This window comes from Lentzea fradiae (assembly GCF_900100955.1).
Taxonomy (GTDB): domain Bacteria; phylum Actinomycetota; class Actinomycetes; order Mycobacteriales; family Pseudonocardiaceae; genus Lentzea; species Lentzea fradiae.
Window position 1 is genome coordinate 182,842 of sequence record NZ_FNCC01000009.1, and the last position, 25,391, is coordinate 208,232.

The 25,391-nt window shown below is 72.5% G+C and carries 24 protein-coding genes; 6 read left to right on the forward strand and 18 right to left on the reverse strand.

Annotated elements, in window-relative coordinates; all coding sequences use genetic code 11:
* The first annotated feature begins 18 nt into the window (after positions 1–18).
* Positions 19–282: a flavodoxin family protein gene (locus BLT23_RS22460; RefSeq protein ID WP_218133835.1), complete on the forward strand. Its 264-nt coding sequence runs from the start codon at positions 19–21 to the stop codon at positions 280–282.
* Between the two features lie 58 nt (positions 283–340).
* Here BLT23_RS22460 and BLT23_RS22465 read toward each other — a convergent pair whose 3' ends face one another.
* The 9 genes from BLT23_RS22465 to BLT23_RS22505 form a co-directional block, all read right to left on the reverse strand.
* Positions 341–1,015 carry an SDR family oxidoreductase gene (locus tag BLT23_RS22465; protein ID WP_090051803.1) on the reverse strand — a complete coding sequence of 225 codons (675 nt, stop codon included), beginning with the start codon at positions 1,013–1,015 and terminating at the stop codon, positions 341–343.
* Complete coding sequence (gene rfaE2, locus BLT23_RS22470) at positions 1,015–2,292, reverse strand: D-glycero-beta-D-manno-heptose 1-phosphate adenylyltransferase (RefSeq protein ID WP_090051804.1); 1,278 nt, start codon at positions 2,290–2,292, stop codon at positions 1,015–1,017. The genes BLT23_RS22465 and rfaE2 overlap by 1 nt, the downstream gene beginning before the upstream one ends.
* Positions 2,289–2,864: a D-sedoheptulose-7-phosphate isomerase gene (locus tag BLT23_RS22475; protein WP_090051805.1), complete on the reverse strand. Its 576-nt coding sequence runs from the start codon at positions 2,862–2,864 to the stop codon at positions 2,289–2,291. Before BLT23_RS22475 ends, rfaE2 begins: the two co-directional genes overlap by 4 nt.
* On the reverse strand, positions 2,861–4,048 hold the full coding sequence (locus tag BLT23_RS22480; protein WP_090051806.1) for a glycosyltransferase: 1,188 nt from the start codon (positions 4,046–4,048) through the stop codon (positions 2,861–2,863). Before BLT23_RS22480 ends, BLT23_RS22475 begins: the two co-directional genes overlap by 4 nt.
* Positions 4,045–4,914, reverse strand: a complete 870-nt coding sequence (locus tag BLT23_RS22485; RefSeq protein WP_090051807.1) for a glycosyltransferase — start codon at positions 4,912–4,914, stop codon at positions 4,045–4,047. Before BLT23_RS22485 ends, BLT23_RS22480 begins: the two co-directional genes overlap by 4 nt.
* Positions 4,911–5,894, reverse strand: a complete 984-nt coding sequence (locus BLT23_RS22490) for a glycosyltransferase family 9 protein (protein WP_090051808.1) — start codon at positions 5,892–5,894, stop codon at positions 4,911–4,913. The genes BLT23_RS22485 and BLT23_RS22490 overlap by 4 nt, the downstream gene beginning before the upstream one ends.
* On the reverse strand, positions 5,891–6,406 hold the full coding sequence (locus BLT23_RS22495) for a D-glycero-alpha-D-manno-heptose-1,7-bisphosphate 7-phosphatase (protein ID WP_090051809.1): 516 nt from the start codon (positions 6,404–6,406) through the stop codon (positions 5,891–5,893). Before BLT23_RS22495 ends, BLT23_RS22490 begins: the two co-directional genes overlap by 4 nt.
* A 76-nt stretch (positions 6,407–6,482) precedes the next feature.
* Positions 6,483–7,475, reverse strand: coding sequence for an NAD-dependent epimerase/dehydratase family protein (locus BLT23_RS22500; RefSeq protein ID WP_090051810.1), 993 nt, complete (start codon positions 7,473–7,475; stop codon positions 6,483–6,485).
* Positions 7,472–7,867, reverse strand: a complete 396-nt coding sequence (locus BLT23_RS22505; protein WP_090051811.1) for a ChaB family protein — start codon at positions 7,865–7,867, stop codon at positions 7,472–7,474. Before BLT23_RS22505 ends, BLT23_RS22500 begins: the two co-directional genes overlap by 4 nt.
* A gap of 47 nt (positions 7,868–7,914) precedes the next feature.
* Between BLT23_RS22505 and BLT23_RS22510 the strand changes: the two genes are divergently transcribed.
* On the forward strand, positions 7,915–9,264 hold the full coding sequence (locus tag BLT23_RS22510) for an aldehyde dehydrogenase family protein (protein ID WP_090051812.1): 1,350 nt from the start codon (positions 7,915–7,917) through the stop codon (positions 9,262–9,264).
* On the opposite strand, the gene BLT23_RS22515 is transcribed toward BLT23_RS22510, so the two are convergent.
* Genes BLT23_RS22515 through BLT23_RS22540 form a run of 6 tightly spaced genes read right to left on the reverse strand, consistent with a single transcriptional unit; the run spans position 9,251 to position 15,839 of the window.
* A complete protein-coding gene (locus BLT23_RS22515) occupies positions 9,251–10,465 on the reverse strand; it encodes a UDP-glucose dehydrogenase family protein (RefSeq protein WP_090051813.1) in 1,215 nt (404 codons plus the stop codon). The genes BLT23_RS22510 and BLT23_RS22515 overlap by 14 nt on opposite strands.
* Positions 10,426–11,298: a glycosyltransferase family 9 protein gene (locus BLT23_RS22520; protein WP_218133836.1), complete on the reverse strand. Its 873-nt coding sequence runs from the start codon at positions 11,296–11,298 to the stop codon at positions 10,426–10,428. Before BLT23_RS22520 ends, BLT23_RS22515 begins: the two co-directional genes overlap by 40 nt.
* A complete protein-coding gene (locus tag BLT23_RS22525; RefSeq protein ID WP_090051814.1) occupies positions 11,295–12,194 on the reverse strand; it encodes a glycosyltransferase in 900 nt (299 codons plus the stop codon). Before BLT23_RS22525 ends, BLT23_RS22520 begins: the two co-directional genes overlap by 4 nt.
* Positions 12,191–13,789, reverse strand: a complete 1,599-nt coding sequence (locus BLT23_RS22530; protein ID WP_090051815.1) for a carbamoyltransferase family protein — start codon at positions 13,787–13,789, stop codon at positions 12,191–12,193. The genes BLT23_RS22525 and BLT23_RS22530 overlap by 4 nt, the downstream gene beginning before the upstream one ends.
* A gap of 9 nt (positions 13,790–13,798) precedes the next feature.
* Positions 13,799–14,716, reverse strand: coding sequence for an NAD-dependent epimerase/dehydratase family protein (locus BLT23_RS22535; protein WP_090051816.1), 918 nt, complete (start codon positions 14,714–14,716; stop codon positions 13,799–13,801).
* Positions 14,706–15,839 carry a zinc-dependent alcohol dehydrogenase gene (locus tag BLT23_RS22540; RefSeq protein ID WP_090051817.1) on the reverse strand — a complete coding sequence of 378 codons (1,134 nt, stop codon included), beginning with the start codon at positions 15,837–15,839 and terminating at the stop codon, positions 14,706–14,708. Before BLT23_RS22540 ends, BLT23_RS22535 begins: the two co-directional genes overlap by 11 nt.
* 140 nt (positions 15,840–15,979) lie before the next feature.
* On the opposite strand from BLT23_RS22540, the gene BLT23_RS22545 reads away from it, so the two are divergent.
* The 3 genes from BLT23_RS22545 to BLT23_RS22555 are packed head-to-tail and all read left to right on the forward strand — an operon-like array spanning position 15,980 to position 20,190.
* Positions 15,980–18,232 carry a molybdopterin oxidoreductase family protein gene (locus tag BLT23_RS22545; RefSeq protein ID WP_090051818.1) on the forward strand — a complete coding sequence of 751 codons (2,253 nt, stop codon included), beginning with the start codon at positions 15,980–15,982 and terminating at the stop codon, positions 18,230–18,232.
* Position 18,233: 1 nt separating this feature from the next.
* A complete protein-coding gene (locus BLT23_RS22550) occupies positions 18,234–18,695 on the forward strand; it encodes a hypothetical protein (RefSeq protein ID WP_090051819.1) in 462 nt (153 codons plus the stop codon).
* Between the two features lies 1 nt (position 18,696).
* On the forward strand, positions 18,697–20,190 hold the full coding sequence (locus tag BLT23_RS22555) for an MFS transporter (protein WP_090051820.1): 1,494 nt from the start codon (positions 18,697–18,699) through the stop codon (positions 20,188–20,190).
* Here BLT23_RS22555 and BLT23_RS22560 read toward each other — a convergent pair.
* Both BLT23_RS22560 and BLT23_RS22565 read right to left on the reverse strand, forming a co-directional pair.
* Positions 20,173–22,410: a GH92 family glycosyl hydrolase gene (locus BLT23_RS22560; RefSeq protein WP_090051821.1), complete on the reverse strand. Its 2,238-nt coding sequence runs from the start codon at positions 22,408–22,410 to the stop codon at positions 20,173–20,175. The genes BLT23_RS22555 and BLT23_RS22560 overlap by 18 nt on opposite strands.
* Before the next feature lie 21 nt (positions 22,411–22,431).
* A complete protein-coding gene (locus BLT23_RS22565; RefSeq protein WP_090051822.1) occupies positions 22,432–23,034 on the reverse strand; it encodes a hypothetical protein in 603 nt (200 codons plus the stop codon).
* A gap of 105 nt (positions 23,035–23,139) precedes the next feature.
* Here BLT23_RS22565 and BLT23_RS22570 point away from each other — a divergent pair, with 105 nt between their 5' ends.
* The gene (locus BLT23_RS22570; RefSeq protein WP_143036002.1) at positions 23,140–24,588 is read left to right on the forward strand and encodes a PA domain-containing protein; all 1,449 of its coding nucleotides are present in this window, start codon (positions 23,140–23,142) and stop codon (positions 24,586–24,588) included.
* Here BLT23_RS22570 and BLT23_RS22575 read toward each other — a convergent pair.
* A complete protein-coding gene (locus BLT23_RS22575; RefSeq protein ID WP_090051824.1) occupies positions 24,578–25,339 on the reverse strand; it encodes an endonuclease/exonuclease/phosphatase family protein in 762 nt (253 codons plus the stop codon). The genes BLT23_RS22570 and BLT23_RS22575 overlap by 11 nt on opposite strands.
* Between the last annotated feature and the right edge of the window lie 52 nt (positions 25,340–25,391).

A 25,391-nucleotide genomic window follows, 5' to 3' on the forward strand; every position in this document is an offset into this window, starting at 1 on the left:
ATCCCGCCGGGCCGTCCGGTGGCGTACAACAAGGTCGCGGGCGTCGCGGTGACCGGCGACGAGGACGGCGCGCACCACGTGATCAGCGAGATCGCGGGCGGGCTCGGCGACATCGGCTACACGATCCCCGGCCAGGCGTGGACGTACTGGAACCGCGGCCCCGGCCCGAGCTGCTCGGAGACCGACGAGGGTCACGAGTGGTCGGAGAAGACCGGACGCACGATAGCGGCGAACCCGCACGCGGTGACGTCGGCACTGGCGGAACGGCCCATCCCGGCCTGAGCCCCGCGAAGAACCGCCGTGCCGGGACGTTCCGGCACTGCGGTTCTCGCCCGGCTCGTCACGGCCAGGACGGCTCCTCCGCGTGCGCCACCACCAGCTCGCGGATCTCGCACCCCTCCGGCTGCCCGAGCGCGAACACGATGGCCGCCGCCACCCGCTCCGGCGGGTTCAGCTTCTCCAGGTCCTTCGGCCGGTACTGCTCGGTCCTGTCGTCGAAGAAGCTCGTCCGCATCCCGCCGGGCACCACGAGCGTGACGCCGACCCTGCCCGCGGTCTCGGCGGCGAGGGCGCGGGTGAAGCCCACGACACCGAACTTCGAGGCGCAGTAGGCGGTGGCGTCGCTGACCGCGCGCAGCCCGAGGGTGGACGCGATCGTCACCACCCGCCCGGTGCCGAGGAACGGCAGCGCGGCGCGGACCACCGCCGCCGTGCCGAACAGGTTGACCCTGACGACCTGTTCCCACTCGTCCGCCGGCACCTCCTCGAGCGTCCCGCACCGGTCGATGCCCGCCGCGGTCACCACCGCGCTGAAGCCGCCGTGGCGGTCGGCCAGCGCCCGCACGGCGGCCTCGGCGGCCCGCCCGTCGGCGAGGTCGACCAGTTCGAAGTCACCGGCCGACGGCGCGGACTTGTCGAGCACCAGCGGTGTGGCGCCCGCCTCCCGCACGGCCTCGGCCACGGCCGCCCCCAGTCCGCCCGCGCCTCCGGTCACCAGCACGTTTCCCTGCAACATCAAGTCCTCCTGGACAGGATCTCGGTCGTCGAATGTCCCGGGTGGTACGGCACGACGACGGTGCGCCCGCCCCAGCGCCGCACGACCTCCGCCTCCGGCAGCAGCTCGGCGGTGTAGTCGCCGCCCTTCACCCACACGTCCGGGCGCAGCCTCCCCAGCACGGCGGCCGGGGTGTCCTCGCCGAACACGACGACGTCGTCGACCGACTCCAGCGCGCGCAGCACCTCGACCCGTTCGTCCTGGCGGTTCACCGGGCGGCCCTCGCCCTTGAGCCGCCGCACCGACTGGTCGGAGTTGAGGCACACCACCAGGCAGTCGCCGAGGGCGCGGGCCGCCGCCAGCATCCGGACGTGGCCGGGGTGCAGGACGTCGAAGCACCCGCCGGTGGCGACGACGGTTCCGCCGCGCCGGCGCACTTCCTCCACAGTGGACGGAAGTGTCGCGCGCATCCCCGAGATGCCGCCGTGCGCCAGGAACTCGCCCGCCGCGGCCACGGCGGCGGCCACCGCCTCGTCGAACGGGGCGCCGCGGGCCAGGCCGATGGCCGCGGCCGCCGCGAACCGGTCCCCGGCACCGCACGGGTCCGCCGACACGACCGGCGGTGCAGGCACGGCGACCGGTGTCCCTCCACAGTGGAGCACCGCGCCACCGCTGCCCAGCGTCACGACCACGGCCTTGGCCTGCCACAGGTCCAGCAGCGCACGCGCCGCCTCGTCCGGGTCGCCCGTGCCGCTGAACTTCGTGGCCTCGGACAGGTTCGGCGTGGCGAGCCGCACCCCTGGCACCGGTTGCGGTCCGCGCGGGTGCGGGTCCCAGACCACCGGCACGCGGGTGAGCACGGACCGCAGCCGTTCGTCGCGGAGCATCCCCCTGCCGTAGTCGGAGGCCAGCACGAAGTCCGCGGACAGGACCAGGTCCAGCATGTCGTCGGTGACCTCGGGCGGCTCGGCCGGACCACCGCGGTCGATGCGCGCCAAGGACGTCCCGTCACAGCGAAGTCTCGTCTTCACCGGCACGGAGCCGGCGCGCCCGAACATCGCGGGCACCTCGACGAGCGAGCGCAGCCGCTCCCCCGCCTCGTCGGCGGACACGGCGCTCACCAGCGTCACGTCCACGCCGTCGCGCGCGGCCATCGTCGCCGCGAGCGCCGCGCCACCGGGCCGCGGGTGCTCGGCGACGACGTCGAGCACCGGGGCCGGCGCGTCCGGGCACAGCCTGCTGACCGTGCCCTCCACGTCCACGTCGAGCAGGGAGTCGCCCACCACGACCAGCTTCACGACGCCCTCCGGTGCGCCAGCGGCAGCGCGGCCTCGAACGCCTCGCACAACGCGTGCACGGCGACCAGCTGCGCCTCCTGCACGTTGCACGGCTCGCCCGGCAGCGCGAGGACGTCGTCGGCCAGCGCCGCCAGCGGGTTGGGCAACGGGCCGGTGAACGCCCACACGACCGCCTCGGCGCGCCTCGCCGCGTGCGCGGCCTCCAGCAGGTTCGGGCTGCTGCCGCTGGTGGACAGCAGCACCACCACGTCACCGGCCCTGGCGTGCGCCGTCACCTGACGGGCGAACACCTGGTCGTAGCCGTAGTCGTTGGCGATCGCGGTGACGCTGGACGTCTCGGAGCACAGCGCCAGCGCGGAGAACGGCGCGCGGTCGTGGCGGTAGCGGCCGACCAGCTCGGCCGTGAGGTGCTGCGCCTCGGCGGCCGACCCGCCGTTGCCCGCCGCGAGCAGCCTGCCGCCGTCGAGCAGCAGGCGCGCGAGCGTCGTCCCCCACCGCTGCACGCGCGGCGCCTGGGCGCGCAGGGCGGCGAGCGTGCCGGTCAGTCCGTCGAGGTGGCTTTCGACCGTCATCGCGCCACCGCCAGACCGTCGGTCGCCGACGCCCGCTGGTAGACCAGCTCCGTGCGGGTCGCCACCTCGTCCCAGGTGTACCGGGCCTCGACGCGGTCCCGTCCGGCGATGCCGTAGGCCATCGCGCGGGAGCGGTCCGCGAGAACCTTGCGCAGGGCCCGGCCGAGAGCGCGGGGGTCGCGCGGCGGGGTCAGCACGCCCGTCACGCCGTGGACGACGGTGTCCTTCAGGCCGCCGACCGCCGACGCCACCACGGGTACACCGCAGGACATGGCCTCCAGCGGCACGATGCCGAACGGTTCGTACCAGGGCACGCACGCCACGACGTCCGCCGAACGCAGCAGCGCGGGCATGTCCGCCCGGTCCACCTGCCCGGTCAGCCGCACGCGGTCCGCGACACCACGGGTCTTCGCGCACGCGAGAAGCCGTTGTGCCTCGGGGTCGCTGGTCAGGTCCCGGGAGCCTCCCGCGATGACCAGCTCGGTGCCGGGGACGTAGGGCAGCGCGGCGATGAGGTCGTCGAAACCCTTGCGCGGCACCAGCCTGCCGACGGACACGATCCGGCGGGCGGCCGTGCGCTCCGCCACGGGACCGGTGGTCGCGAACGCCTGCGTGTCGACGCCGCACGGCACGACCGTGATCTTCGACCGCCACAGGCCCATGCCGGTCAGCTCGTGCACCTCGTCGTCGCACGTGGCCGCCACGGCGGTGACCTCGCGGCCCACCAGCCGTTCCACGGCGATCCGTTCGGGCGGGCTGGTGTCACCGGCGCCCTGGTGGCGCCGCTTCACCGTGCCCAGCGCGTGGTAGGTGTGCACGACGGGGACGCGTGTGCCGCGGGTGGCGAGCACCGAGGCCAGCCCGGACATCCAGAAGTGGCTGTGCACCACGTCCGGCGACCAGTCCTGCCGCAGGAACCGGGCGAACTCGGTCATGTGCGGCAGCAGGTCGTCCTTGGGCAGCCGCGTCGCGGGCCCGGCGGGCACGTGCACGACCTCGTAGCCGTCGGGAGTGCCCACGCGGCACGGCAGCCGCCCGTCGCGCCTCGTGTAGACCGTGACCTCGTGACCCCGCCGCACCAGCGCCGCGGCCAGGGCCGCGACGTGCACGTTCTGGCCTCCCGCGTCGGCGCCGCCCAGCGCCGCGAGCGGGCTGGCGTGTTCCGACACCATCGCGATCCTCACCCGATCACCTCCTTCAGCAGCGCGTCCCAGCTGCGCAGGAACGCGTCGAGTCCGTAGTGGGCCAGCGCGAACTCGCGGGCACGCCGTCCCTTCTCCCTGGCCAGCGCCGGATCGGCGACCAGCTCCCCCGCGGCGCGGACCAGCTCGTCCACGTCGGTCGAGATGGCACCGGCCGCCGGCGGCACGGCGCGGATCGCCTCGGTGCTCGCGAGCGCCACCACCGGCATCCCGATGTGCATGGCCTCCAGCAACGACAGGCCCAGCGACGTCCACCGCGGCGTGTGCACGTAGACGCGGCGCCGTGCCAGCTCCCGGTGCAGCGACGGCAGGTCGTGGTCGCCCAGGCCGCCGATCTCCTCGGTCTTCATGCCGAACACGTCGATCGGGGCGAACCGCGGCAGCAGGTCGGTGCCGACGATCCGCCCGCGCCGCACCGGGTCGTTGATGACGGCGGCGGCGCGCGGCAGCTCACCGGTGTAGAGCGGTCCGGGGTCGACCACGCCGTGCTCGATCACGACGGTCCTGGTGCCGCCGCAGTCCCACATCAGGTCGTTGAAGTGCGTGACGTGGACCAGGACCCCGTCCCAGTCCGCCAGCGGGTGCTGCTGGGCGGGCATGCTCGGCGTGTTGTGCTCCAGGTACACCACCGGAACGCCCTCCGGGACCTGGGACAGCTCCTCCAGCCGCTGCACCACGGCCACGTCGGCGCCCGCCGAGTCCATTTCGGACGGATCGACCTCCCTCGCCCGCCAGTGCCGCCCGGCGAGCCCGATGCCGTGCGGCGGGCCGGGAACCAGGTACTCGTGCCCGCCCTGGACGAACGAGTGCGTCCAGGAGCCGTGCACGTGCCACAACAAGATCCTCATGTCATGACCTCCGCTACCGCAGCGACGACATCGGCCGGTTCCACCAGGTCCAGGCAGGGGTGACCGGGCAGGGGGCACTCGCGGGCCCTCGTGCCGCGGCACGGAGCGTCCTGGTCGCCCAGCAGGACGTGCTGTCCGTGCGGTGCCCAGCGGGCGGCCGGGACGACCGGCGCGAACAGCGACACGACCGGTGTGCCGACGGCGGCCGCGAGGTGGGCGGGCCCGGTGTTGCCGACGACGACCGCCGACGCACCGGCCAGCACCCCGCTCAGCTCCCGGAAGGTGGTGCGCCCGCCCAGGTCGATCCCGCACGCGCCCGCGACGTGCTCGGTCAGCCCTGCCTCTCCCGGGCCTCCGGTCACGACCACGCGGAACCCGGCCGCGGTCAGCGCGACGACGGCCTTCGCCCACCGGTCGGGCGACCAGGTGCGGGCGGGTGCCGACGCACCGGGGTGGACGACCACGTACGGCCGGTCCAGCCCGCTCCCGGGAGGGTCGGCGACCGCGAGCCGGCCGTCGTCTCCTTCCGGCAGCTCGAAGCCCGCCGCCCTGGCGACCTCCAGGGCGCGCACCGCCTCCGGGACGTCGCGCTCCTCGGTCAGCCGCACGTCCAGCAACGACCCGGGGTAGTCGGCCGACCGGGCGACGATCCGCGGCACCCCGGCGAGCCGCAGCATGAGCGCGAGCGGCAGCGGGCTCTGGTGGAACGACGTCAGGACCAGCGCCACGTCGGCGCGCACGCCGTGCACGAGCGCGATGACGGCCTCGATGTCGAGCGGCCGCACGTCCGGCGCCGGGTGGACGACCCACGGGCACTCCCACTCGAGGACGCGGGTCACCCCCGGCAGCAGCTCCGCGGCGTGCCGCCCGTTGGGCCCGCACAGGAAGACGACCTCGCCCGCGGTCGCGGCGGCGCGCACCGCCGGTCCCGCCAGGAGGACGTCACCGTCGCTGTCGAGCCTGGCCACCAGCGTCCTCACCGGATCATCCCGATCACGGTGAGCAGGTCCGGTGCGGTGCGCGGTGCGCGGCCGACCTCGTCGGCCCTGGTCACCGGAGTCGGTACGAGAACGGGTACGGCGCCCGCGGCCTGGGCGGCCTCGACGTCGGCCCCGATGTCGCCCACGACCATCGTGCGCGCGGGACTGACCCCCAGTGCCGCACAGGCGGCGAGCACCATACCGGGAGCCGGTTTGCGGCACGGGCAGGCGTCATCGGGGTGGTGGGGGCACACCTGCCAGGTGCCGAACGGGCCCAGCAGCTCCTCGACGCGCGCGTTCACCGCGGCGACCTGCGCTTCGGTGACGAGTCCCCGCCCGATGCCCGACTGGTTGCTCACCACGCCCGTGCGCAGGCCGCGGGCCCGCAGCGCGTCCAGCACGGCACGCGCGCCGGGCATCGGGGTGACGCGGGCCGGATCTCCGTTGTACGGCACGTCTTCGATGAGGGTGCCGTCGCGGTCGAACAGGATCGCGTCGAAGGGCTCGTCCATAGAGGAGAGTTAGCCCCGGAAAACGCCTTGAAACGCTACTCGCTGAAGCGGTTCCCGGAACCGGTTCACCCGGCGGTCACAACGCCGGGCTGCCGGGAACCCCCTCGCCCCGCCCGATTCCGCGCACCATCGCGCGAAGTGCCTGCTCCGCGTCGTAGCGGGGCTCCCAGCCCAGTTCCGTCCTGGCCCGCGACGCGTCGAGCAGCGGTGACCTCAGCGCCAGGTCCACCCAGCCGGGTGGTGTCGGTTGCAGCCGGAGCCGCCAGCTCAGGTTCGCCGCACCGCGCACCAGCTTTCCCGGGACGGCCACGTGCCTGGCGCCCAGCGCCTCCGCGAGCGCGCGGGGGGTGATGACGGGCTCGGACACCAGGTTGACCGCGCCGGGCAGCCGTTGCCGCAGGATCCGGACGAGCGCGTCGGCGACGTCGTCGGCGTGGACGAACTGCAGCACGAGGTCGCGCGGCAGCGGCAGCACCGGGACACCGGTCCGGAACACCGCCTTCGGCACCAGGCTGCCCAGGAAGTAGTCGTGGATCTCGGACCCGGCGTCCGGCTGCAGGATCAGGCCGGGCCGCGGGCGCGAGATGGTCAGCCGCGGCTCGAACTGCGTCAGCAGGTGCTCCACCGCGGCCTTGTGCCTGCTGTAGAACGACGACGACACGCCCCTGACCGGCCACGACTCGTCCACGCGGCGGTCCTTCGAGCCCGGCGAGTACGCGCCGACCGACGACATGTGCACGAGGTGCGGCACGCCGGCCTCGGCCGCGGCGGAGAAGACGCGTTCCGACCCGGCCACGTTGACCCGGTAGGTCAGGCGCTCGTCGCGCGCGGGCTGGATGAGCCAGGCGAGGTGGACGACGGCGTCGGCCCTGTCGAACGCGGCGGCCAGCGGCTCCTCCGCGCCCGCCCGGCCGATGTCGATCGGCGTCCAGGTGACGCCGCGGTACGGCGGCTCGTCGCCGGGAGGCCGCCGGGAGATGCCGTGCACCTCGATGCCGGGTTCCCCGGCGAGCCTGCGCAACAGAGCGGTGCCGACGTTTCCGGTCGCGCCGGTGATGACGACCTTCACGAGCGGGCCCGCGCGGTCTCGCGGTCGTTCGCCTTGCGGATGGCGTCGACGAGCTCGTCCTTGCCCATCTGCGAACGGCCCTCCACCCCGAGCCGCTTCGCGACGTCGTAGAGGTGCCGCTTGCTCGCGTTCGCGTCCACGCCGCCCGCCGTCTCGCCCTGCCGCGGGGTGCCGCGCTCGGCCTGCCGGTCGGAAGGGCCCTTGTGGCGCTTGGGCTCCCAGTGGTCACCGACCTTCTCGAAACCGTGCTTGAGGGCGGAGAACGCCGTGCGGTGGGCGCGTTCGCCCTCTCCGTACGTCTCGACCGCCGCGTCGTGCGCCTTGATCCACGTCCGCTGCGCCTTCTCCGGTGACCGCGCCACCGTGCCGGGCAGCTCCTGACGTCCGGGCATGGGTCTCCTCCCAGGTTTCGACCTGCGCTGACGGGTACCCGCCTGACATGACCGCCATGCACGCCATCGACGTCCACAGCCCGCGCGACTCGCAGCTGGTCGGCTGGCTTCCCACCGCGACCCCCGCCGAGGTGGCGACGGCACTGGGCACGGCCCGTGCCGCGCAGCCGGCGTGGGCCGCCACCCCCGCGGCCGACCGCGGCGCGGCTCTGCGGGCCGCGGCGGCGGCGCTGCGGTCACGCGCGAGCGACCTCGCGACGGTCGTGGAGACGGAGACGGGACGGCCGTTCGCGTCGGCCAGGGAAGGCGTGCTGGCGGGCGTCTCGACGCTGGAGCAGTACGCGGAGCTGGGTCCGGTCCACCGCGGGCGGTCGCTGCTCGGCACGGCGGTCGACTTCATGGTCCCCGAACCGCGCGGGGTCGTCGTGGCGCTGACGCCGTGGAACGACCCGGTCGCCGTCGCCTGCGGGCTGCTCGGGGCCGCGATCGTCACGGGCAACGTCGTGGTGCACAAGCCGAGCGAGCGCTGCCCGCACACCGGTCTGCTGCTGGCCACCGTCCTGGCGGACTGCTTCCCCGCCGGCGTCCTGCAGACCCTCGTCGGGGACGGGGAGATCGGCCACGCGCTGGTGCGCTCACCGGAGGCCGACCTCGTCGCGCACGTCGGCAGCACCACGACCGGGCGGTCCATCAAGGAGGTCTCGTCCGCGAAGCTGCTGCTGGAGAACGGCGGCAACGACCCGTTGATCGTCGACGACGACGTGGACCCGGAGTGGGCGGCCGCGCAGGCCGCGCTCGGCGCGTTCACCAACGCCGGTCAGCTGTGCACCTCGGTGGAGCGGATCTACCTGCACAAGGCCATCGCCACCCAGTTCCTCGACGCGCTGTGCGAGCAGGCCGCGACGTGGAACGAGGACCCGCAGCCGCTGGTCGACGTCCGGCAGCGCGAGTTCGTGCACGAGCAGGTGGCCGAGGCCGTCGCCGCCGGGGCGTCCGCGCTGGCAGGCGGCGCGGTCCCGGACGGTCCCGGCGCCTACTACCCGGCGACGGTGCTGTCCGGGTGCTCGGGGGCCATGCGGGTGATGTGCGAGGAGACGTTCGGCCCGGTCGCGCCGGTCCAGCTGGTGTCGTCGTTCGACGAGGCGGTGACCGAGGCGTGCTCCAGCGAGTACGGCCTGGCCGCGACGGTGCTGACCGCGTCGATGGAGCACGCGCAGCGGGCGTGGCGGGCGCTCCCGGTCGGCACGGTGAAGGTCAACGCGGTGTTCGGCGGGGCACCCGGTGGCGCCGCCCAGCCGCGCGGCGCGTCCGGCACCGGCTACGGCTACGGCCCGGAGCTGCTCGACGAGATGACCACGACCAAGGTCGTGCACCTCGGCGTTCCTACCGTCCGGTAGTGACCAGCCGGAACCCCGCCTCGGTGACCTTGTCGCGGGGCACGACGTTCCGGGTGTCGAAGATCAGCGGGTTCCTGGTGCGCGCGGCCAGGTCGGGCCAGTCGAGCTCGGCGAACTCCGGCCACTCCGTGAGGACCAGCAGCGCGTCCACTCCGTCGGCCGCCTCCCCCGCGGTGCCGGTGACGGTGATGCCCGGCCGGTCGTGCCGGACGCACGGGTCGTAGGCGCGCAGCTCGGCGCCTTCCCGCACGAGCACTCCCGCGACCACCAGCGCCGGCGAGTCGCGCAGGTCGTTCGTCCCGGCCTTGAAGGTGAGGCCCAGCAACCCGATCCGGGTGCCGGCCAGCTCGCCGACCTCCGCGCGCAGCCTCTCGACGACGCGCTGCGGCTGCCGCCGGTTGGTGCCGATCGCGGCGTCGAGGGTGGCGAAGTCGACGCCCGCGGACCGCGCCGTCTCCAGCAACGCCAGGGTGTCCTTGGGCAGGCACGAACCGCCCCAGCCGGGACCGGGCGCGAGGCAGGAGGCGCCGATCCGGTCGTCGAGCCGCATGCCCTCGGTGACGCCGCCGATGTCGGCGCCGAGGTGCTCGCACAGCTCGGCGATCGAGTTGACGTACGAGAGCTTCAGCGCGAGGAAGCAGTTGCTGGCGTACTTCACCAGCTCCGCGCTGGTGTTGTCGGTGAGCACGACCGGGGCACCGGTTCCCGCGTACAGCTCCGCCACGTCGTGGGCCCGTCGTTCGTCCTCGGCGCCGACGACGATCCGTTGCGGGCGCAGGAAGTCCTCGACGGCGTGGCCCTCGCGCAGGAACTCCGGGTTCGAGACCACCCCCGGATACCGGGACGCGGTGCCGACCGGGACCGTCGACTTCAGCACCACCGGGGTCGTGGCCCTGCCGAGCACGTCCTCGACGGCGGACAGGTCGGCCGCGCCGCCGGCGCCGGTGGGCGTCGGCACGCAGACGAACGTGAAGTCCACATCGGACAGTTCGCTGCCGGTCACGAACTCCAGCCTGCCGTTGCCCAGTCCCTCCGCGACGAGCCCGGTCAGTCCCGGCTCGTGCAGCCAGACCTCGCCCGCGGCCAGCGCGGCGATCTTCGCCTCGTCGACGTCCGCGCAGGTCACGTGATGTCCCAGGTGCGCGAAGCACGCGGCCGTCGTCAGGCCGACGTAACCCGCGCCGATGACTCCGATCCGCACAGGACACCTCCTACCGCGTCGAGAACCTCGTCCGGGGTGATCTCCAGCAGCCCCTGGTCGGGCTCCGCGGCGAACGTGTCGCCGGTGGTGCCGTGCCACAGCACCTGGTGCGGGCCGTTCAACGGACCCCAGTGCGCCGGCCGCACCGGGCCGAACAGCAGGACCGACGGGGTCCGGTAGGCGGTGGCGACGTGGGCGACGCCCGTGTCGCCGCAGATGACCAGGCGGGCGGTCGCGACCAGGTCCAGCAGCTCGGAGAGACTGCCCTGGAACGGGTCGGGCGTGATCCGGCGGGCGAGGTCGAGCTCACCGGGCCCGGCGGTGACCACGACCTCGGGGCCCAGCGCGCGGGCGACGGCGGCGTACCGCTCGGCGGGCCATCGGCGGGCACCGGTGCTCGCGCCGGGGTGGACCACGATCCGGCCGGTCCGCTCCCCTGCCGGGGGCAGCCGGAAGTCGTACGGGTCGCACGGGATGCCGTGCCGGTCCAGCAGGTCGCACCACCGCAGCACCTCGTGGCGGTCCTGGCGCCAGGTGTTCTCGTCGTAGGTGACGAGCCGCCGGGGCCGGGTGGCGAGCAGCCGTTCGACGCTCTGCGGTCCCTTGCCGTGCAGGTTGACCGCGAGATCGGGTTCGCGGAACCCGATCGGCGCCCGCTCCTCGGTCGGCAGCAGCCGGTCGACGGCCTCGATCCGCGAGACGGCGCCGGACAGCCAGCCGGGTGCCGCGAGCGTGATCTCCGCGTCCGGGAACGCCGCCCGCAGGCCGCGCAGCGCGGGCACCGCCGTCAGCAGGTCGCCCAGCCCGAGCGCCCGCAGCACCAGGATCCTCACGGCCGCACCCCCCGGTGCCGCAGCTCACCGCGCAGCCGGTGCCAGCACGCGACGGGCGGGATGAGCGCGCTCGTCACGGTCATCCGCACGATCTCGTCCCACGTGCGCGGCCCCGGCGCGATCCGCACGACGGCGAACCACGCGGTGCGCCCCGCCCACACCGCGAGCAGCGCCCCGCCGAGCCGCCGCCACCCGGCCACCCCGCACGCCACGGCCAGCACCGCGGCGGAGGCGGTCATCACGTGCGACCGCAGCCGTCCCGGCTGCCCGCCGATGCGCTCCCGCCACCGCCGTCCGGCCAGCCTGCGCATCAGGGCGTCGTCGGCGTTGCCGCGCTGGTCGCGCACGCTGGTGAGGAACGTCGCGGGCTTCACCGGGTGCGTGGTGAGCCGCGAGCCGCGGACGATCCGGTAGCCGAGGTCCTGCACGCGCAGGGCCAGCTCGGCGTCCTCGCGGTAGGCGCGCGGGAACCGTTCGTCGAAGCCGCCCGCCCGCGCCAGTGCCTCGCGCCGGTACGCCATGTCCGCGGTGATCCAGTCGGCGGTGGCCAGACCGGCGGTGCCGCGTTCGGCGTCGGTGGGCCTGCGGTCCTCCGGCAGCGGCACGAAGATCCGCGCCTGGCTCGCTCCCACGTCGTCCGGCAGGCCCTCCAGGTCGGCGGCGAGCTGTGCCTTCCAGTCGGGGGCGAGCACGACGTCGTCGTCCAGGAACGCCACCCAGTCGCCGGTCGCGGCACGCCAGCCGGTGTTGCGGGCGGCCGCCGGTCCCACCCGCGTCCGGCTGTCGTCGACCACGAGGATCTCGCACGGGTCGGGGCCCTCGCCCTCGGTCAGCGCCTTGAGCAGCACGTCGAGGTTCGGGCGGCCGACGGTGGGGATCACGACCGAGTAGCTCATCGTCGCACCACGTACGGTCCGATCGCGAGCAGGTCGACCGGTGAGGACCCGAAGCACTCCAGCGCGTCGCGCGGGGTGTCGACCATCGGGCGGCCCGCGGTGTTGAGGCTGGTGTTCACGACGACCGGCACGCCGCTGCGCGCCTCGAACTCGCGCAGCATCCGTTCCAGCACCGGGTCGTCCTCCACGGTCTGCGCCCGCGCGGTGCCGTCCACGTGCACCACCGCGGGGATCCTGTCCTTCCACTCCGGACGGACGTCGTGCACGAAGAGCATGTACGGGCTGGGCAGCGGGCCGCGGGTGAAGACCTCGGCCGCCCGGTCGGCGAGCACCATCGGCGCCACCGGGCGGAACTGCTCCCGGCCCTTCACGTCGTTCAGCCGCGTCAGGTTCTCGGCGTGGCACGGGTTCGCGAGCAACGAGCGGCGGCCGAGCGCACGTGGCCCGTACTCGCTGCGTCCCTGGAACCACGCCACGATCTTGTTGGCCGCCAACGCCTCGGCGACCTCGGCGGCGACGTCGGCGGGCTTCTCGAACGGCACGGCGGCGACCCGCAGCACCTGCTCGATCTCCTCGTCGGAGAACCCGCGGCCGAGATCGGCGCCCGGCATGGCCGACACGGTGTCGGTGGTCGTGGCGAGCGCGGCGCCCAGCGCGGTGCCCGCGTCTCCGGCGGCGGGCTGCACCCACACCTCGTCGAACGGGCCCTCCGCGAAGATCCGCGTGTTCGCCACGCAGTTCAGCGCGACACCGCCGGCCATCGTGAGCCGCTTCTCGCCGGTGCGGTCGTGCAGCCACCTCGCCAGCTCCAGCAGCACCTCCTCCAGCCGCACCTGCACGCTCGCGGCCAGCTCGGCGTGCTCCTGGGAGATGTCGTCGCCGTCCTTGCGCGGCTTGGCCAGCGCGTTCCAGTCGATCGGGCGCACCTCGAAGCCGCCGTCCTCGCGCACCCGGACGTGCTCGCGCATCAGGTCGAGGTGCACCGGCGCGGCGTGCGAGGCGAGCGCCATCACCTTGTACTCGTCGCTCGACCGCAGGAAGCCCAGGTGCTGCGTCAGGTCCTCGTACATCAGGCCCAGCGAGTGCGGCAGCCGCTGCGAGGCGAACGTCGTCAGCTCCTGGTCGACGTACCGTCCGGCGAGGTGCGAGCCGCACTCACCTCGCCCGTCGGACACCAGCACGGCGCAGTTGCCGCCGAACGGCGCCGCGAGACCGGTCGACGCGGCGTGTGCGACGTGGTGCGGCACGAACCGCACGATCGCGGGGTCGAGTCCGGGCAACGCGGTCGCGAGGAACTCGGGCGCGCGACGGGCGTACGTCGTGCGCAGCTCCTCCCACGGCGCGTACTCGGCGTCCACGAGGGACGGGTCGTACGAGTAGGCGACCGCGTCGAGGTCGCCGGCGGTGATCCCGGCGAACTCCAGGCACCAGCGCGCCGACAGCTCCGGCAGCTCCCACGTGGAGAACGGCACGGGCCGTTTGCCGTGCTTGCGGCGGGAGAACCGCTCCTCCTCCGCCGCCGCGACGACCTGCCCGTCGATCACCAGGGCCGCCGCCGGGTCGTGGAACACCGCGTTGATCCCGAGGACTCGCATGACGAGCGGCTACCCGGCGAACTCCCGGGCAAACGAGCGGAGCCCGTCTTCCAGCGCAACGGTGGGCTGCCACCCCAGGACCTCGCGCGCCAGCCCGATGTCGGGCCGCCGCCGGCGCGGGTCGTCCTGCATGGACTCGACGTGCCGCACGACGGAGCTGCTGCCGGTGACCTCGATCGTCTTGTGCGCGACGTCGAGCACCGTGACCTCGGCCGGGTTGCCGAGGTTGATCGGGCCGGGGTGGTCGCTGCGGGCCATCGCGAGCAGCCCGCGGACCAGGTCGTCCACGTAGCACAGCGACCTGGTCTGCAGGCCGTCGCCGTGCACGGTCAGTGCTTCCCCGGCCAGTGCCTGTCGCACGAACGTGGGAATCATCCGGCCGTCGTGCGCGCGCATCCGCGGCCCGTAGGTGTTGAAGATCCGCACGATCCCGGCGTCGACGCCGTGTTCGGCGCGGAACGCCACGGTCATCGCCTCGCCGAACCGCTTGGCCTCGTCGTAGACGCTGCGCGGCCCGATCGGGTTGACGTGGCCCCAGTAGGACTCCCGCTGCGGGTGCTCCTCGGGGTCGCCGTACACCTCGCTGGTGGAGGCGACGACGACCCTGGCGTCCTTGCGCCGGGCCAGCTCCAGCACGTGGTAGGTGCCGAAACCGCCCGTCCGCAGCGTGTCCACCGGCATGCGCAGGTAGTCCGCGGGTGAGGCGGGGCAGGCCAGGTGCAGCACGAGGTCGACCGGTCCGAGCAGGTCGAGCGGCCGGGCGACGTCCGCCGCCACCACGGTCGCGCCCGGCGGCACGTTCTCCCGCGAACCGGTGCGGAACGAGTCGACGCACACCACCTGCGCTCCCTCGTCCAGCAGCGCCTCGCAGACGTGCGACCCGAGGAAGCCCGCCCCACCGGTGACGACGACCCGTTCAGGCGACATCGAGGACCGTCTTCAGCCAGCCGTCCTCACGCAGGTCGAACGTCTTGTACGCCTCGATGGCGGACGCCGGCCTTTCGTGCTGCGTGATGAACCGCAACGGGTCGACCTCACCGGTGAGCACGAGGTCGAGGAGCCTCGGCACGTACCGGCGGTGGTTGCAGTTGCCCATGCGCAGCGTGAGGTTCTTGTTCATCGCGTCCCCGATCGGGAACTGGTCGAAGCCCGGCGGGTAGACGCCGATGATCCCGATCGTCCCTGCCTTCGCGACGACCTCCACCGCCCAGTCCAGGGCCTGCCTCGGCGCGTCGCCCGGCTTCCACTGCTCGCCGGTGGGTTCGCCGGGCTTCTCGGCGTCCACACCGACCGCCTCGATGACCCGGTCCGGCCCGATCCCGCCGGTCAGCTCCCTCACGACCTCGACCGGGTCCTCCTCGTTGAAGTTCACGACCTCGGCGTTCTGCGCGCGGGCGATGTCCAGCCGGGACTGGACGCCGTCGACGACGATGACGCGTCCGGCGCCCTGCCGCTTGGCCGAGGCGATGGCGAACTGCCCGACCACGCCCGCGCCCAGCACCAGCACGGTGTCACCGGACCCCACCTCGGCGAGCCGTGCGCCGAACCACGCCGTGGGGAAGATGTCGGACACCAGGATGGCCTGGTCGTCGCTGACGGCGTCCGGCACCCGCACCAGCGTCGTCATGGCGTACGGGATGCGCGCGCGTTCGGCCTGCAGCCCGTTCACCGGCCCGGTCGCCTTCGGGCCGCCGAAGAAGCAGGTCCCGGCGGCGGCACCGTTCGGGTTCGCGGTGTCGCACTGGGCGAAGTACCCGGCGCGGCAGTACGAACAGGTGCCGCAGCCGACGGTGGAGGTCACCACCACCCGGTCACCGGGGCTGAACCCGCGCACCGCGGAGCCGACCTCCTCGACGACGCCGACCGCCTCGTGGCCGAGGATCGTGCCCTCGACCATGTCCGGCATCGTGCCGCGGACCATGTGCAGGTCGGTGCCGCAGATCGCGCTGCGGGTGATGCGGATGACCGCGTCCGTCGGTTCCTGGACCTTCGGGTCCTCGACGTCGTCGAGCCGGATGTCGCCCGTGCCGTGCCACACAACTGCCTTCACGTTCTTCTCCTCCCGTTCTCAAGCTGGTTCCCTGGGAGTGCCGGAACAAACACGGGTGAATTTCAGGACATCCGTTTGCAGAACGGACAAAGCGCCGCTGGACGGTGTTTCGTGCGGAGAGCTTCGGGTACCGCCACCCCGTGGATCGCATCGCCGACGTATGGGGACCACGCACTCCGCACGGCCGCGGGGCGGACTGGCCGGCCAGGGTCGACCAGCAGCTCGCGGACGGCGTTTCGGAGTCCGATGTGGACCGCTGGGTCCCATCGGCGTGCGTGCTCTGCAGCAACGGGTGCGGCTGCGACATCGCCGTCAAGGACGGGAAGATCGTCGGTGTTCGCGGACGCGCGGAAGATCTCGTCAACCGCGGCAGGCTGGGCCCCAAGGGTCTCTTCGGTTCGTGGCAGGCGCACGGCAAGGAGCGCCTCACCAGACCGCTGGTCCGCCGGGGCGGTGAGCTCGTGGAGACCGGCTGGGACACGGCGATGGACCTCGTCGTCCGGCAGTCCCGGCGCCTGCTGGAGGAGATCGGGCCGCTCTCGCACGGCTTCTACACCAGCGGGCAGCTGTTCCTGGAGGAGTACTACACCCTCGGCGTGATCGGCAAGGCCGGCATCGGCACGCCCCACATGGACGGCAACACACGGCTCTGCACCGCGACGGCCGCGGCGGCGTTGAAGGAGACCTTCGGCGCGGACGGGCAGCCCGCCTGCCACACCGACATCGACCTGTGCGACGCGCTGTTCCTGTACGGGCACAACATGGCCGCCACGCAGACCGTGATGTGGGCACGGGTGCTCGACCGGATCGAAGGTCCCGACCGGCCGCGGGTGGTCGTCGTCGACCCCCGCACGACCCCGGCCGCCGAGGCCGCGGACGTGCACCTGGCACCGTTGCCCGGCACGAACCAGGCGTTGATGAACGGCCTGCTGCGCGCGGTGATCGCCAACGGCTGGGTCGACCACGACTACGTCTCGCACCACACGCTGGGGTTCGACGAGCTGAAGGCGACCGTCGAGCCGTACACCCCGCAGCACGTGGCCGAGATCTGCCGCGTCTCCCCGGCCGGCCTGCTGCGCGCCGCGGAGATCTTCGGCACCTCGCAGCGGGTCCTTTCGACCGTGTTGCAGGGCTTCTACCAGTCGCACCAGGCGACCGCCGCGTCCTGCCAGGTCAACAACCTGCACCTGCTGCGCGGGCTGATCGGCAAGCCGGGCAGCGGCGTGCTGCAGATGAACGGCCAGCCCACCGCCCAGAACACCCGTGAGGCCGGTGCCGACGGCGACCTGCCGGGGTTCCGCAACTGGGACAACCCGGACCACGTCGAGGAGCTCGCGCGGCTGTGGAACGTCGACCCGCTGACGATCCCGCACTGGGCGCCGCCGACGCACGCGATGCAGATCTGGCGGTACGCCGAGCAGGGCTCGATCATGTTCCTCTGGATCTCCGCGACGAACCCGGCCGTGTCACTGCCGGAGCTGGCGCGCATCAGGCGCATCCTGCGCCAGGACGACCTGTTCGTGGTGGCGCAGGACGCGTTCCGCACCGAGACCACCGAACTGGCCGATGTGGTGCTGCCCGCCGCCATGTGGGGCGAGAAGACGGGCACGTTCACGAACCTCTCCCGTGTCGTGCACCTGTCGGAGCAGGCCGTCGCACCGCCCGGTGAGGCGCGCAGCGACCTCGACATCTTCCTGGACTACGCGCGGCGCATGGATTTCCGCGACCGCGACGGCGACCCGTTGATCAAGTGGACCGACGCGGAGGGCGCGTTCAAGGCGTGGCAGGAGTGCAGCCGCGGCCGTCCGTGCGACTACACCGACCTGTCCTACGACAAGCTGCGCGGCAGCGGAATCCCTTGGGGTGGTGAACGCCTGTACACCGACAGCGTCTTCCCCACCCACGCGGATTACTGCGAGGACTACGGCCACGACCTGCTGACAGGTGCGTCGACGACACCGACGGACTACAAGGCGCGCAGGCCCGACGGGCGGGCGTTCCTCAAGGCGGCCGAGTACACGCCTCCGCCGGAGGTGCCGAGCGACGACTACCCGTTCATCGGCACTACCGGGCGTTCGGTCTACCACTTCCACACCCGCACCAAGACCAAGCGCGCCCCGGAACTGCAGAAGGCGGCGCCGCAGCCGTGGGTCGAGATCTCCGCCTCCGACGCGGCCGATCTCGGTGTGGCGGAAGGAGACCTGGTCAGGGTCGAGTCCAGCCGCGGCGGTGTCGAGGTGCCGGTCCGGATAGGACGGTGCCGTGACGGCGTGGTGTTCCTGCCGTTCCACTACGGCTTCCAGGCCGCGAACGAGCTGACGCACACCGAGTGGGACCCGGTCTCCAAGCAACCGCTGTACAAGCTCAGCGCCGTGCGGATCAGGAAGGTGTGACATGCACCTGGCCACCTATCTGGGACTGCTGCACACGTCGCTGCGTTCGCTCGCCGCCGCTTTCCGCGAGGTCGCGAAGGGCCACGGCGACGAACCGGACGTCCAGCACACCTGCACCGTGCTCGCGTCGCGCATCGACGCGCAGACAGAGAAGCTGGGTCCGATCGTCGGGCGCTATGGCGAGGACCGCGAGGACGAGCCGGAACGACTGCACACAGCGGAGTTCACGGAAACCCGCAGCGGCGGCGTCGGGCTGCTGCGCGACCTCCAGGACCTCTACGCGCTGGCCTCGTTCACGGACATCACCTGGACCGTCGTCGGTCAAGCCGCGCAGGGGTTGCGGGACAAGGAGCTCATGGACGTCGTCAGCTCGTGTGAGCAGGATACCGCGCGCCAGCTCGCGTGGTTGCAGACGCGGATCAAGCAGAGCGCGCCGCAGGCGCTCATCGCAGCGAGGGGTTGAGATGGCAGAAGCTGGTGTGCGCACGCTCATTCCGGCGAGAATCGACAGACTGCCCTGGTCGCCGTTCCACACCCGGATGGTCGTGGCGCTCGGCGTCGCGTGGATCCTGGACGGCCTGGAGATCACGGTGGCCAGCGCCATCGCGGACACGCTGACCAAACCGGAGACGCTCGGCCTGTCCTCCACCGCGGTCGGCCTGCTGGCGACGGTGTACCTGCTCGGCGAGGTCGCGGGCGCGCTGTTCTTCGGGCACCTCTCGGACAAGCTCGGCCGGCGCAAGCTGTTCATGCTGACGCTGGCCGTCTATCTGATCGGCTCCGGCCTCACCGCGTTCACCCTCGGCAACGGCGCGGGCTGGCTGGTCTTCCTGTACCTCACCCGGTTCATCGCGGGCATGGGCATCGGCGGCGAGTACGCGGCGATCAACTCCGCGATCGACGAGCTGATCCCCGCGCGCTACCGCGGTCGCGTGGACATCGCCGTGAACGGCACCTACTGGGCGGGCGCGGTGCTCGGCACGCTCGGCTCGTACATCCTGCTGAACCAGGTGGAGCTGTCGCTCGGCTGGCGGCTCGGCTTCCTCATCGGCCCGGTGCTGGGTCTCGTGATCCTCGTCGTGCGGCGGCACCTGCCGGAGAGCCCGCGCTGGCAGATCATGCACGGGCGCACCGAGGAGGCCGAGAAGACGATCACCGGCATCGAGCAGGAGGTCGAGAAGGAGTCCGGCGAGAAGCTGCCCGCGGTCGACGAGAAGAAGGCCATCGAGGTCAAGCCCGCCGAGGACATCGGCTACCTCGCGCTCGCCCGCGTGCTGTTCCGCGAGTACCCGAGCAGGGCGGTCCTCGGCGCCACGCTGATGGTCACGCAGTCGTTCCTGTACAACGCGATCTTCTTCACCTACACCCTGGTGCTGGGCAAGTTCTACGGCGTCTCGTCGGAGTCCACGCCGCTGTACCTGATCGCGTTCGCGGTGGGCAACCTGGTGGGGCCGTTCACCATCGGGCACCTCTTCGACACCATCGGCCGCCGCCGCATGCTGTTCCTGACCTACGCGGTCTCCGGCGCGCTGCTCGCCGTCACCGCCGGGCTGTTCTACGCCGGGGCGCTGAACGCGGTCACGCAGACCATCGCGTGGTGCGTGATCTTCTTCTTCGCCTCCTCCGGAGCCAGCGCCGCGTACCTGACGGTCAGCGAGATCTTCCCGCTGGAGGTGCGGGCGAAGGCGATCGGCGTCTTCTTCGCCATCGCCCAGTGCTTCGGCGCGCTCGGCCCGGTGATCTACGGCGCGCTGATCGGCGCGGGCGAGCACCCGGTGCGGCTGTTCATCGGCTACCTGGTCGGCGCCGTCGTGATGATCGCGGGTGGCGTCGTCGCCCGGTTCCTCGCGGTGGACGCGGAGAACAAGTCGTTGGAGGACATCGCGATGCCGCTGTCGGCCACCGGACGGCGCAGCCACACCAGGGCGGAGGGCGCGGGCTCACCCTTCAAGACGTGAGACCAGCACTCCCCCGCGTTCGACGAACGCCTCCGGCAACCACGGCCGGTCCACCACGCGGCCGTTCCACCGCGTCTGCGCGAGGTAGGTCCCGGGGGCACCGGGGGCCAGGATCGTGATGTTCTTCGCCGCGATCCTGGCCTTCGGGAACATCGGGCTCGACAGGTGCAGCTCGGCGCTGCTGGGGGTGCGCGGGTACAGGCCGAGCGCGGCGAAGACGTACCAGGCGGACATGGTGCCGAGGTCGTCGTTGCCGGGCAGGCCCGCCGGACCGGTGCGGTACACCAGCCGCGCCATCGCCCGCACGGTCTCCTGGGTCTTCCGCGGCTGGCCCAGCTCGTTATAGAGCCACGGCGTGTGGATGCCCGGCTCGTTGGTCGGGTCGTACCTCAGCGGGTCACCACCCGTGGCCCAGGACCCGTCCGGGCGGTGGAAGAACGAGTCGAGCCGCGCGACCGCCGTTTCATCGCCGCCCATGAGCTCCGCGAGCCCGGCGACGTCGTGCGGCACCATCCACGTGTAGGTGGCGCTGCTGCCCTGCGCGAAGCCCCTGTCCGACGCCGGGTCGAACGGCGTCACCCAGCTGCCGTCGGCCTTGCGCGCCTGCTGGTGGCCGGTCTCCTGGTTGAACGTGTTGCGCCACCAGCCCGCGCGTTCCTCCATCGCCGCGTCCGGCCGCCCGAGCCGGCGGCCCAGGTCGGCGAGCGCCCGGTCCGCCACGGCGTCCTCCAGCGTCTCGGCGGCGCCGCCCCAGCAGTGGCAGGTGTCGTGCGGCGCGTACCCGAGCCTCAGGTACTCGGCGAGGTTCGGCCGCTGCCCCTCGCACTGGCCCGGGCAGCCCTTGTCGGACAGGCCGTCCGGGTGCGGCACGGTCGCCTGGCGCAGCAACGACTCGTAGGCGGCCCGCACGTCGAAGTCCTCGGCGCCCATCGCGTACATGCCCGCGATGGCCGGTGCCGACGGGTCGCCGGTCATGACGTGCGTCGGGCCGGTGATGTGGACCCAGCGGTCCCACACCCCGCCGTTCTCGCGGGAGATCTCCAGCAACGACTGGGCGTAGTCGCTCGCCACGTCCGGCGCCAGCAACGCGAGCAGCTGCGTGTGGGCGCGGTACTGGTCCCAGCCGGAGAAGTTGCCGTAGCGGGTGGGAGAACCGACGTCGCTGATCACGTTGGGCTGCAGGAAGGTGTGGTAGAGGGCGGTGTAGAAGATCGTGCGTTCGTCCTCCGTGCCGCCGTCGACCTCGACCGCGCGGAGCTGCTTCGCCCACGCCTTCCGCGCCTCCTTCGCGATCTTGTCGACGGTCGCGCGCTTCGGGATCTCCGCCGCAAGGTTGCGCTTGGCCGCCTCCAGGCTCGTGTAGGAGATGCCGACGCGCATCCGCACCGAGCTGTCCGCGAAGGACACGTAGCCGCCGGACCCCTTGCCCGCACGCGCATTTCCGGTCAGATAGCCCTCGCCGCCGCTCGCGGTCGTGGTGCCCGGTCGCAGCTCGCTGTCGACCCACGTGCCGTAGGCGCTGATCGGGCGGTCGAACGACGCCGTGAAGTGCAGGCGGTAGTAGGTCTTCTGGTTGTTCGTGCCGCCGTTCGCGCGACGGCCGCAGAACGCGCCGGTCAGCACAGAGCCCGAGACGGTGTTCGTCGCCGGGTCGATCGTGATGTCGGCGTCCTCGCTGCCGTTCAACGAGTTCGAGGTGCGGAACAGCAGCGATCCGTTGACCGGGAAGGTGAACTCGCCGATGCCCGCCCGTGTCGTCACGGACAGGTCCGCCGTGGCACCGGACTTCAGGCCCACCCGGTACCGGCCCGGTTCGGCGGTCTCGTCGTCGTGCGAGAAGTCGCTCGCGAAGACCTGGTCCTTGGTGTCCGCGGTCGGCGACGAGGTGATCTCGCCGACGTGCGGCATGATCGGCACGTCCCCGGCCGCGCCGGGGTGGCAGCCCGCGCCGTTGACGTGCGTGAGGCTGAACCCGCGCACCCTCGTCGCGTCGTAGGCGTACCCGTTGGCGGCGCCCGTGTTCGTCTGGTCCCCTCTGGTCGACGTGGGACTCCACGAGATCATCCCGAACGGCCGCACCGCGCCGGGGTAGGTGTTGCCCCCGCCCGCCGAGCCGATCAGCGGGTCGACGAACCGGGTGTCGTCCCGCACCGCCGCGCTCGCGGGCGTCGCCAGTGCGGCGGTGAGGACCAGGACCAGTGTGACCGGAAGCGCTCGCACGTCAGGGAACCTAACCGGTTTTCAGTGAACGCAGGGTGGCCGGTAACCGTCGATCTTCAGGCCGCGGAACTCCAGCACGTTGGGCGTCTTGCCGACGAACACCAGGCCACGGGCGTCGTCGAGGGCCTCGGACAGCGGGTAGGCCGGTGCGCCGAGCTCCGGCAAACTTGTCCAGTTGTCAGGCCGGAAGCCGAAGAACCGGGTGACGAGCCGGCCGTGCGTGGACGGGATCTTCGTGACCCACTTGGCCCCGCCGCTCCAGTCCGACGCGGGCCGCAGCTGCACGTGCAGGTCGGCGGACGCGCGGTAGGTCAGCAGGAACCCGTGCGACCGGGACAGGTCCGCCTCGGCCTCGAACCGGTTGCCCAGCCACACGACCATGACGTGCCAGTCGTTCGAGAGGAACTTGATCTTCGCGGTGTGGTCGTGCCGCCCCCTCGGCACGAGGATGCTACCGGTCGCGGGCTCCGTGACGCCTTCACCGCTGGCGAGCCACTGTTGCAGCCGGTCGATGGACGGGGTGTCGCACTCGCGGCCGTGCGAGGCGTTCGCGGCGGGCGGTGCGGCGAAGAGCAGCGCGCACGCGACCACCGCGACGCGGCCGAACGTCGATTTCAAGCGCATCTGGCGGACCGTAGCGGAAAATTGGTATGAACCATTGCGTTCACAGATGACGCCTACCCCCGACAGCGGATTGTGGCGATCTCCCGGCGGGGCCACAGTGGGCGCGTGCGCCCTGCCAGATGCATCGCCGTGCTCGGTGTCATCACGGTCTTCGCCCTCCAGGTGGCCGCTCCGGTGGCCGCGTCCCCCGACTGCTCCCCGGACCGGGCCATCGCCTCGGCCGCCGAACTGCGGTCTTCGAACGCGACCGTCGCCGGGTTCGGCGTGCGGGCGACCGGCAGCCCCGCCCACGAGCGCCTGATCTCGTGGCTGGAACGGCGCGTCGACCGCCTGCCCGGCGTGCGGGTGCGGTCCGAGCACTTCCCGATCCTGCGCTGGCGACCCGGTCCCGGCCTCCTGCTGTCCGGTGGTGCCGTGCCGGTCGCGGGCGCGATCCCCTACTCCGCGCCCGGTCTGCGCTCCGGCGAGCTGGTGCGCCTGCCCACCGGCACCCCGATCACCGCCGCGAACGCCGCCGGCAAGGTCGTGCTGCGCGACTTCCCCGCCCTCGACCGCGGCTACCTCGCCGAGCCGGTGCTGAACCAGGACATGGTCGACGCGGGGATCGCCGGCGCGGCCGGTGTGGTGATCGCGTTCCCGTTCCCGCACCGGCAGGTCGAGGGCTACTGGGACCCGCACCTCGGCACCCACTACCGCGTGCCCGGCGTGTTCGTCGGCTCCGACGCGGCGGCGAAGCTGAAAGCAGGCACGCGCACCACCATCGGTGTGCTGGCCGCCCGCTCCCCCGCCGTCACCCGGTCGTTGATCGCGACGCTGCCCGGCCGCGGCAGCGAACGGATCGTCCTCGACACCAACACCGACGGCGTGGGATGGGTGCAGGAGAACGGAACCGTCGCCCTCCTCGCCCTCGCCGAGCACTTCGCCCGCCTGCCGCTGCACTGCCGTCCGCGCACCATCGAGTTCGTCTTCGCCACCGGCCACCTGCACCGCCCGGCGGAAGGCAGCGAGTTCCGCGCCCGTGCCCTGGACGCCGAGTACGACTCGGGCTCCGTCGCGTTCGCGTTCGTCCTCGAACACCTGGGGACCCGCGAGTTCCTGCCCTCCGAGGGCGAGCTGCGGCCGACCGGGGACGCCGAGTTCTCCGGCTGGTTCGCGGGCAGCCCCGCCCTCCAACAGGCCGCCGCCACCGCCTTGGCCGGACGCTCCGTGGACCGCTCGTTCGTCCTGCCCGGCAGCGACCCGCCCGTGCCGGGCCGCGTGCCGCCGCAGTGCTCGTTCGGCGGCATCGGCACGCACTTCCACTCGCACCTGGTGCCGACGATGGCGATGATCTCCGGCCCGTGGACGCTGTGGGCGCCGTCGTTCGGCGCGTCGGCCGTCGACCACGAACGGATGCGACGCCAGGTGCTGGCCGCCGCCGACGCCGTCACGGCCCTCGCCGCGCAGCCCCGCGACGTGATCGCCGGCCCGTACCTGGACCAGCGACGAGCCCGCGCGGCCGGCGCCCCGGCCTGCGCGCACGACCTGCCGCCCGAGTGGGCGCCTAAAGAGTGAGCAGGGCCTGGATCGGCAGGTGGTCGGACGGCCACTGCACGCCCTGCCGGTAGGTGTTCATCGCGGCGGCCTCGACCTGGGCACCCCGCGTGAGGATCCAGTCGATCCGCGGCCCGTCCGGCACGAGCGGGCCGAACCCGTGGAACGTGCCGTAGGCCGGGGTGGTGCGCGGCCCGGTCACCCACGTGTCGGCGAGCACGCTCGTCAGCACCTCGTACGCGGGTGAGCCGGGGACGTCGTTGAAGTCGCCCGTCAGCACCACCGGCAGGGTGAAGGTGCCGAGCCGGTCACGCACCAGCTCGGCGCTGCGCAGGCGCGCGTTCGCCGACTCGTGGTCGAAGTGCGTGTTCACGAAGACGAACTGCTTGCCCGTCATCCGGTCCGCGAACCGCACCCAGGTGACCATGCGCACGACGTTGTTGCCCCACGAGCGCGACCCGACGACGTTCGGCGTCGCGGACAGCCAGTGGTGGTCGAACTCCAGCGGCTCCAGCCGCAGCGCGTCGAAGAAGATCGCCATGAACTCGTCGTGGCTGCCGCCGAGCCTGCCCTGCCCGACCCACTCGTAGTGGTCGGGCAGGTCGTGGTCGATGTCCCTGATCTGCCCGTACAGGCCCTCCTGGGTGCCGATCACCGCCGGGCGCTCGCCCAGCAGAAGCTGCGCCACCACCGGCCGCCTGGCCGCCCACGAGTTCGGCTCGGCGGCCGAGGCGAACCGCAGGTTGAACGACATGACGTTCAAGGTCGACATCCTGCCGATCTTGGCACACGGGGGCGCGTCCCACCTGTTGTCGGGACGCGCC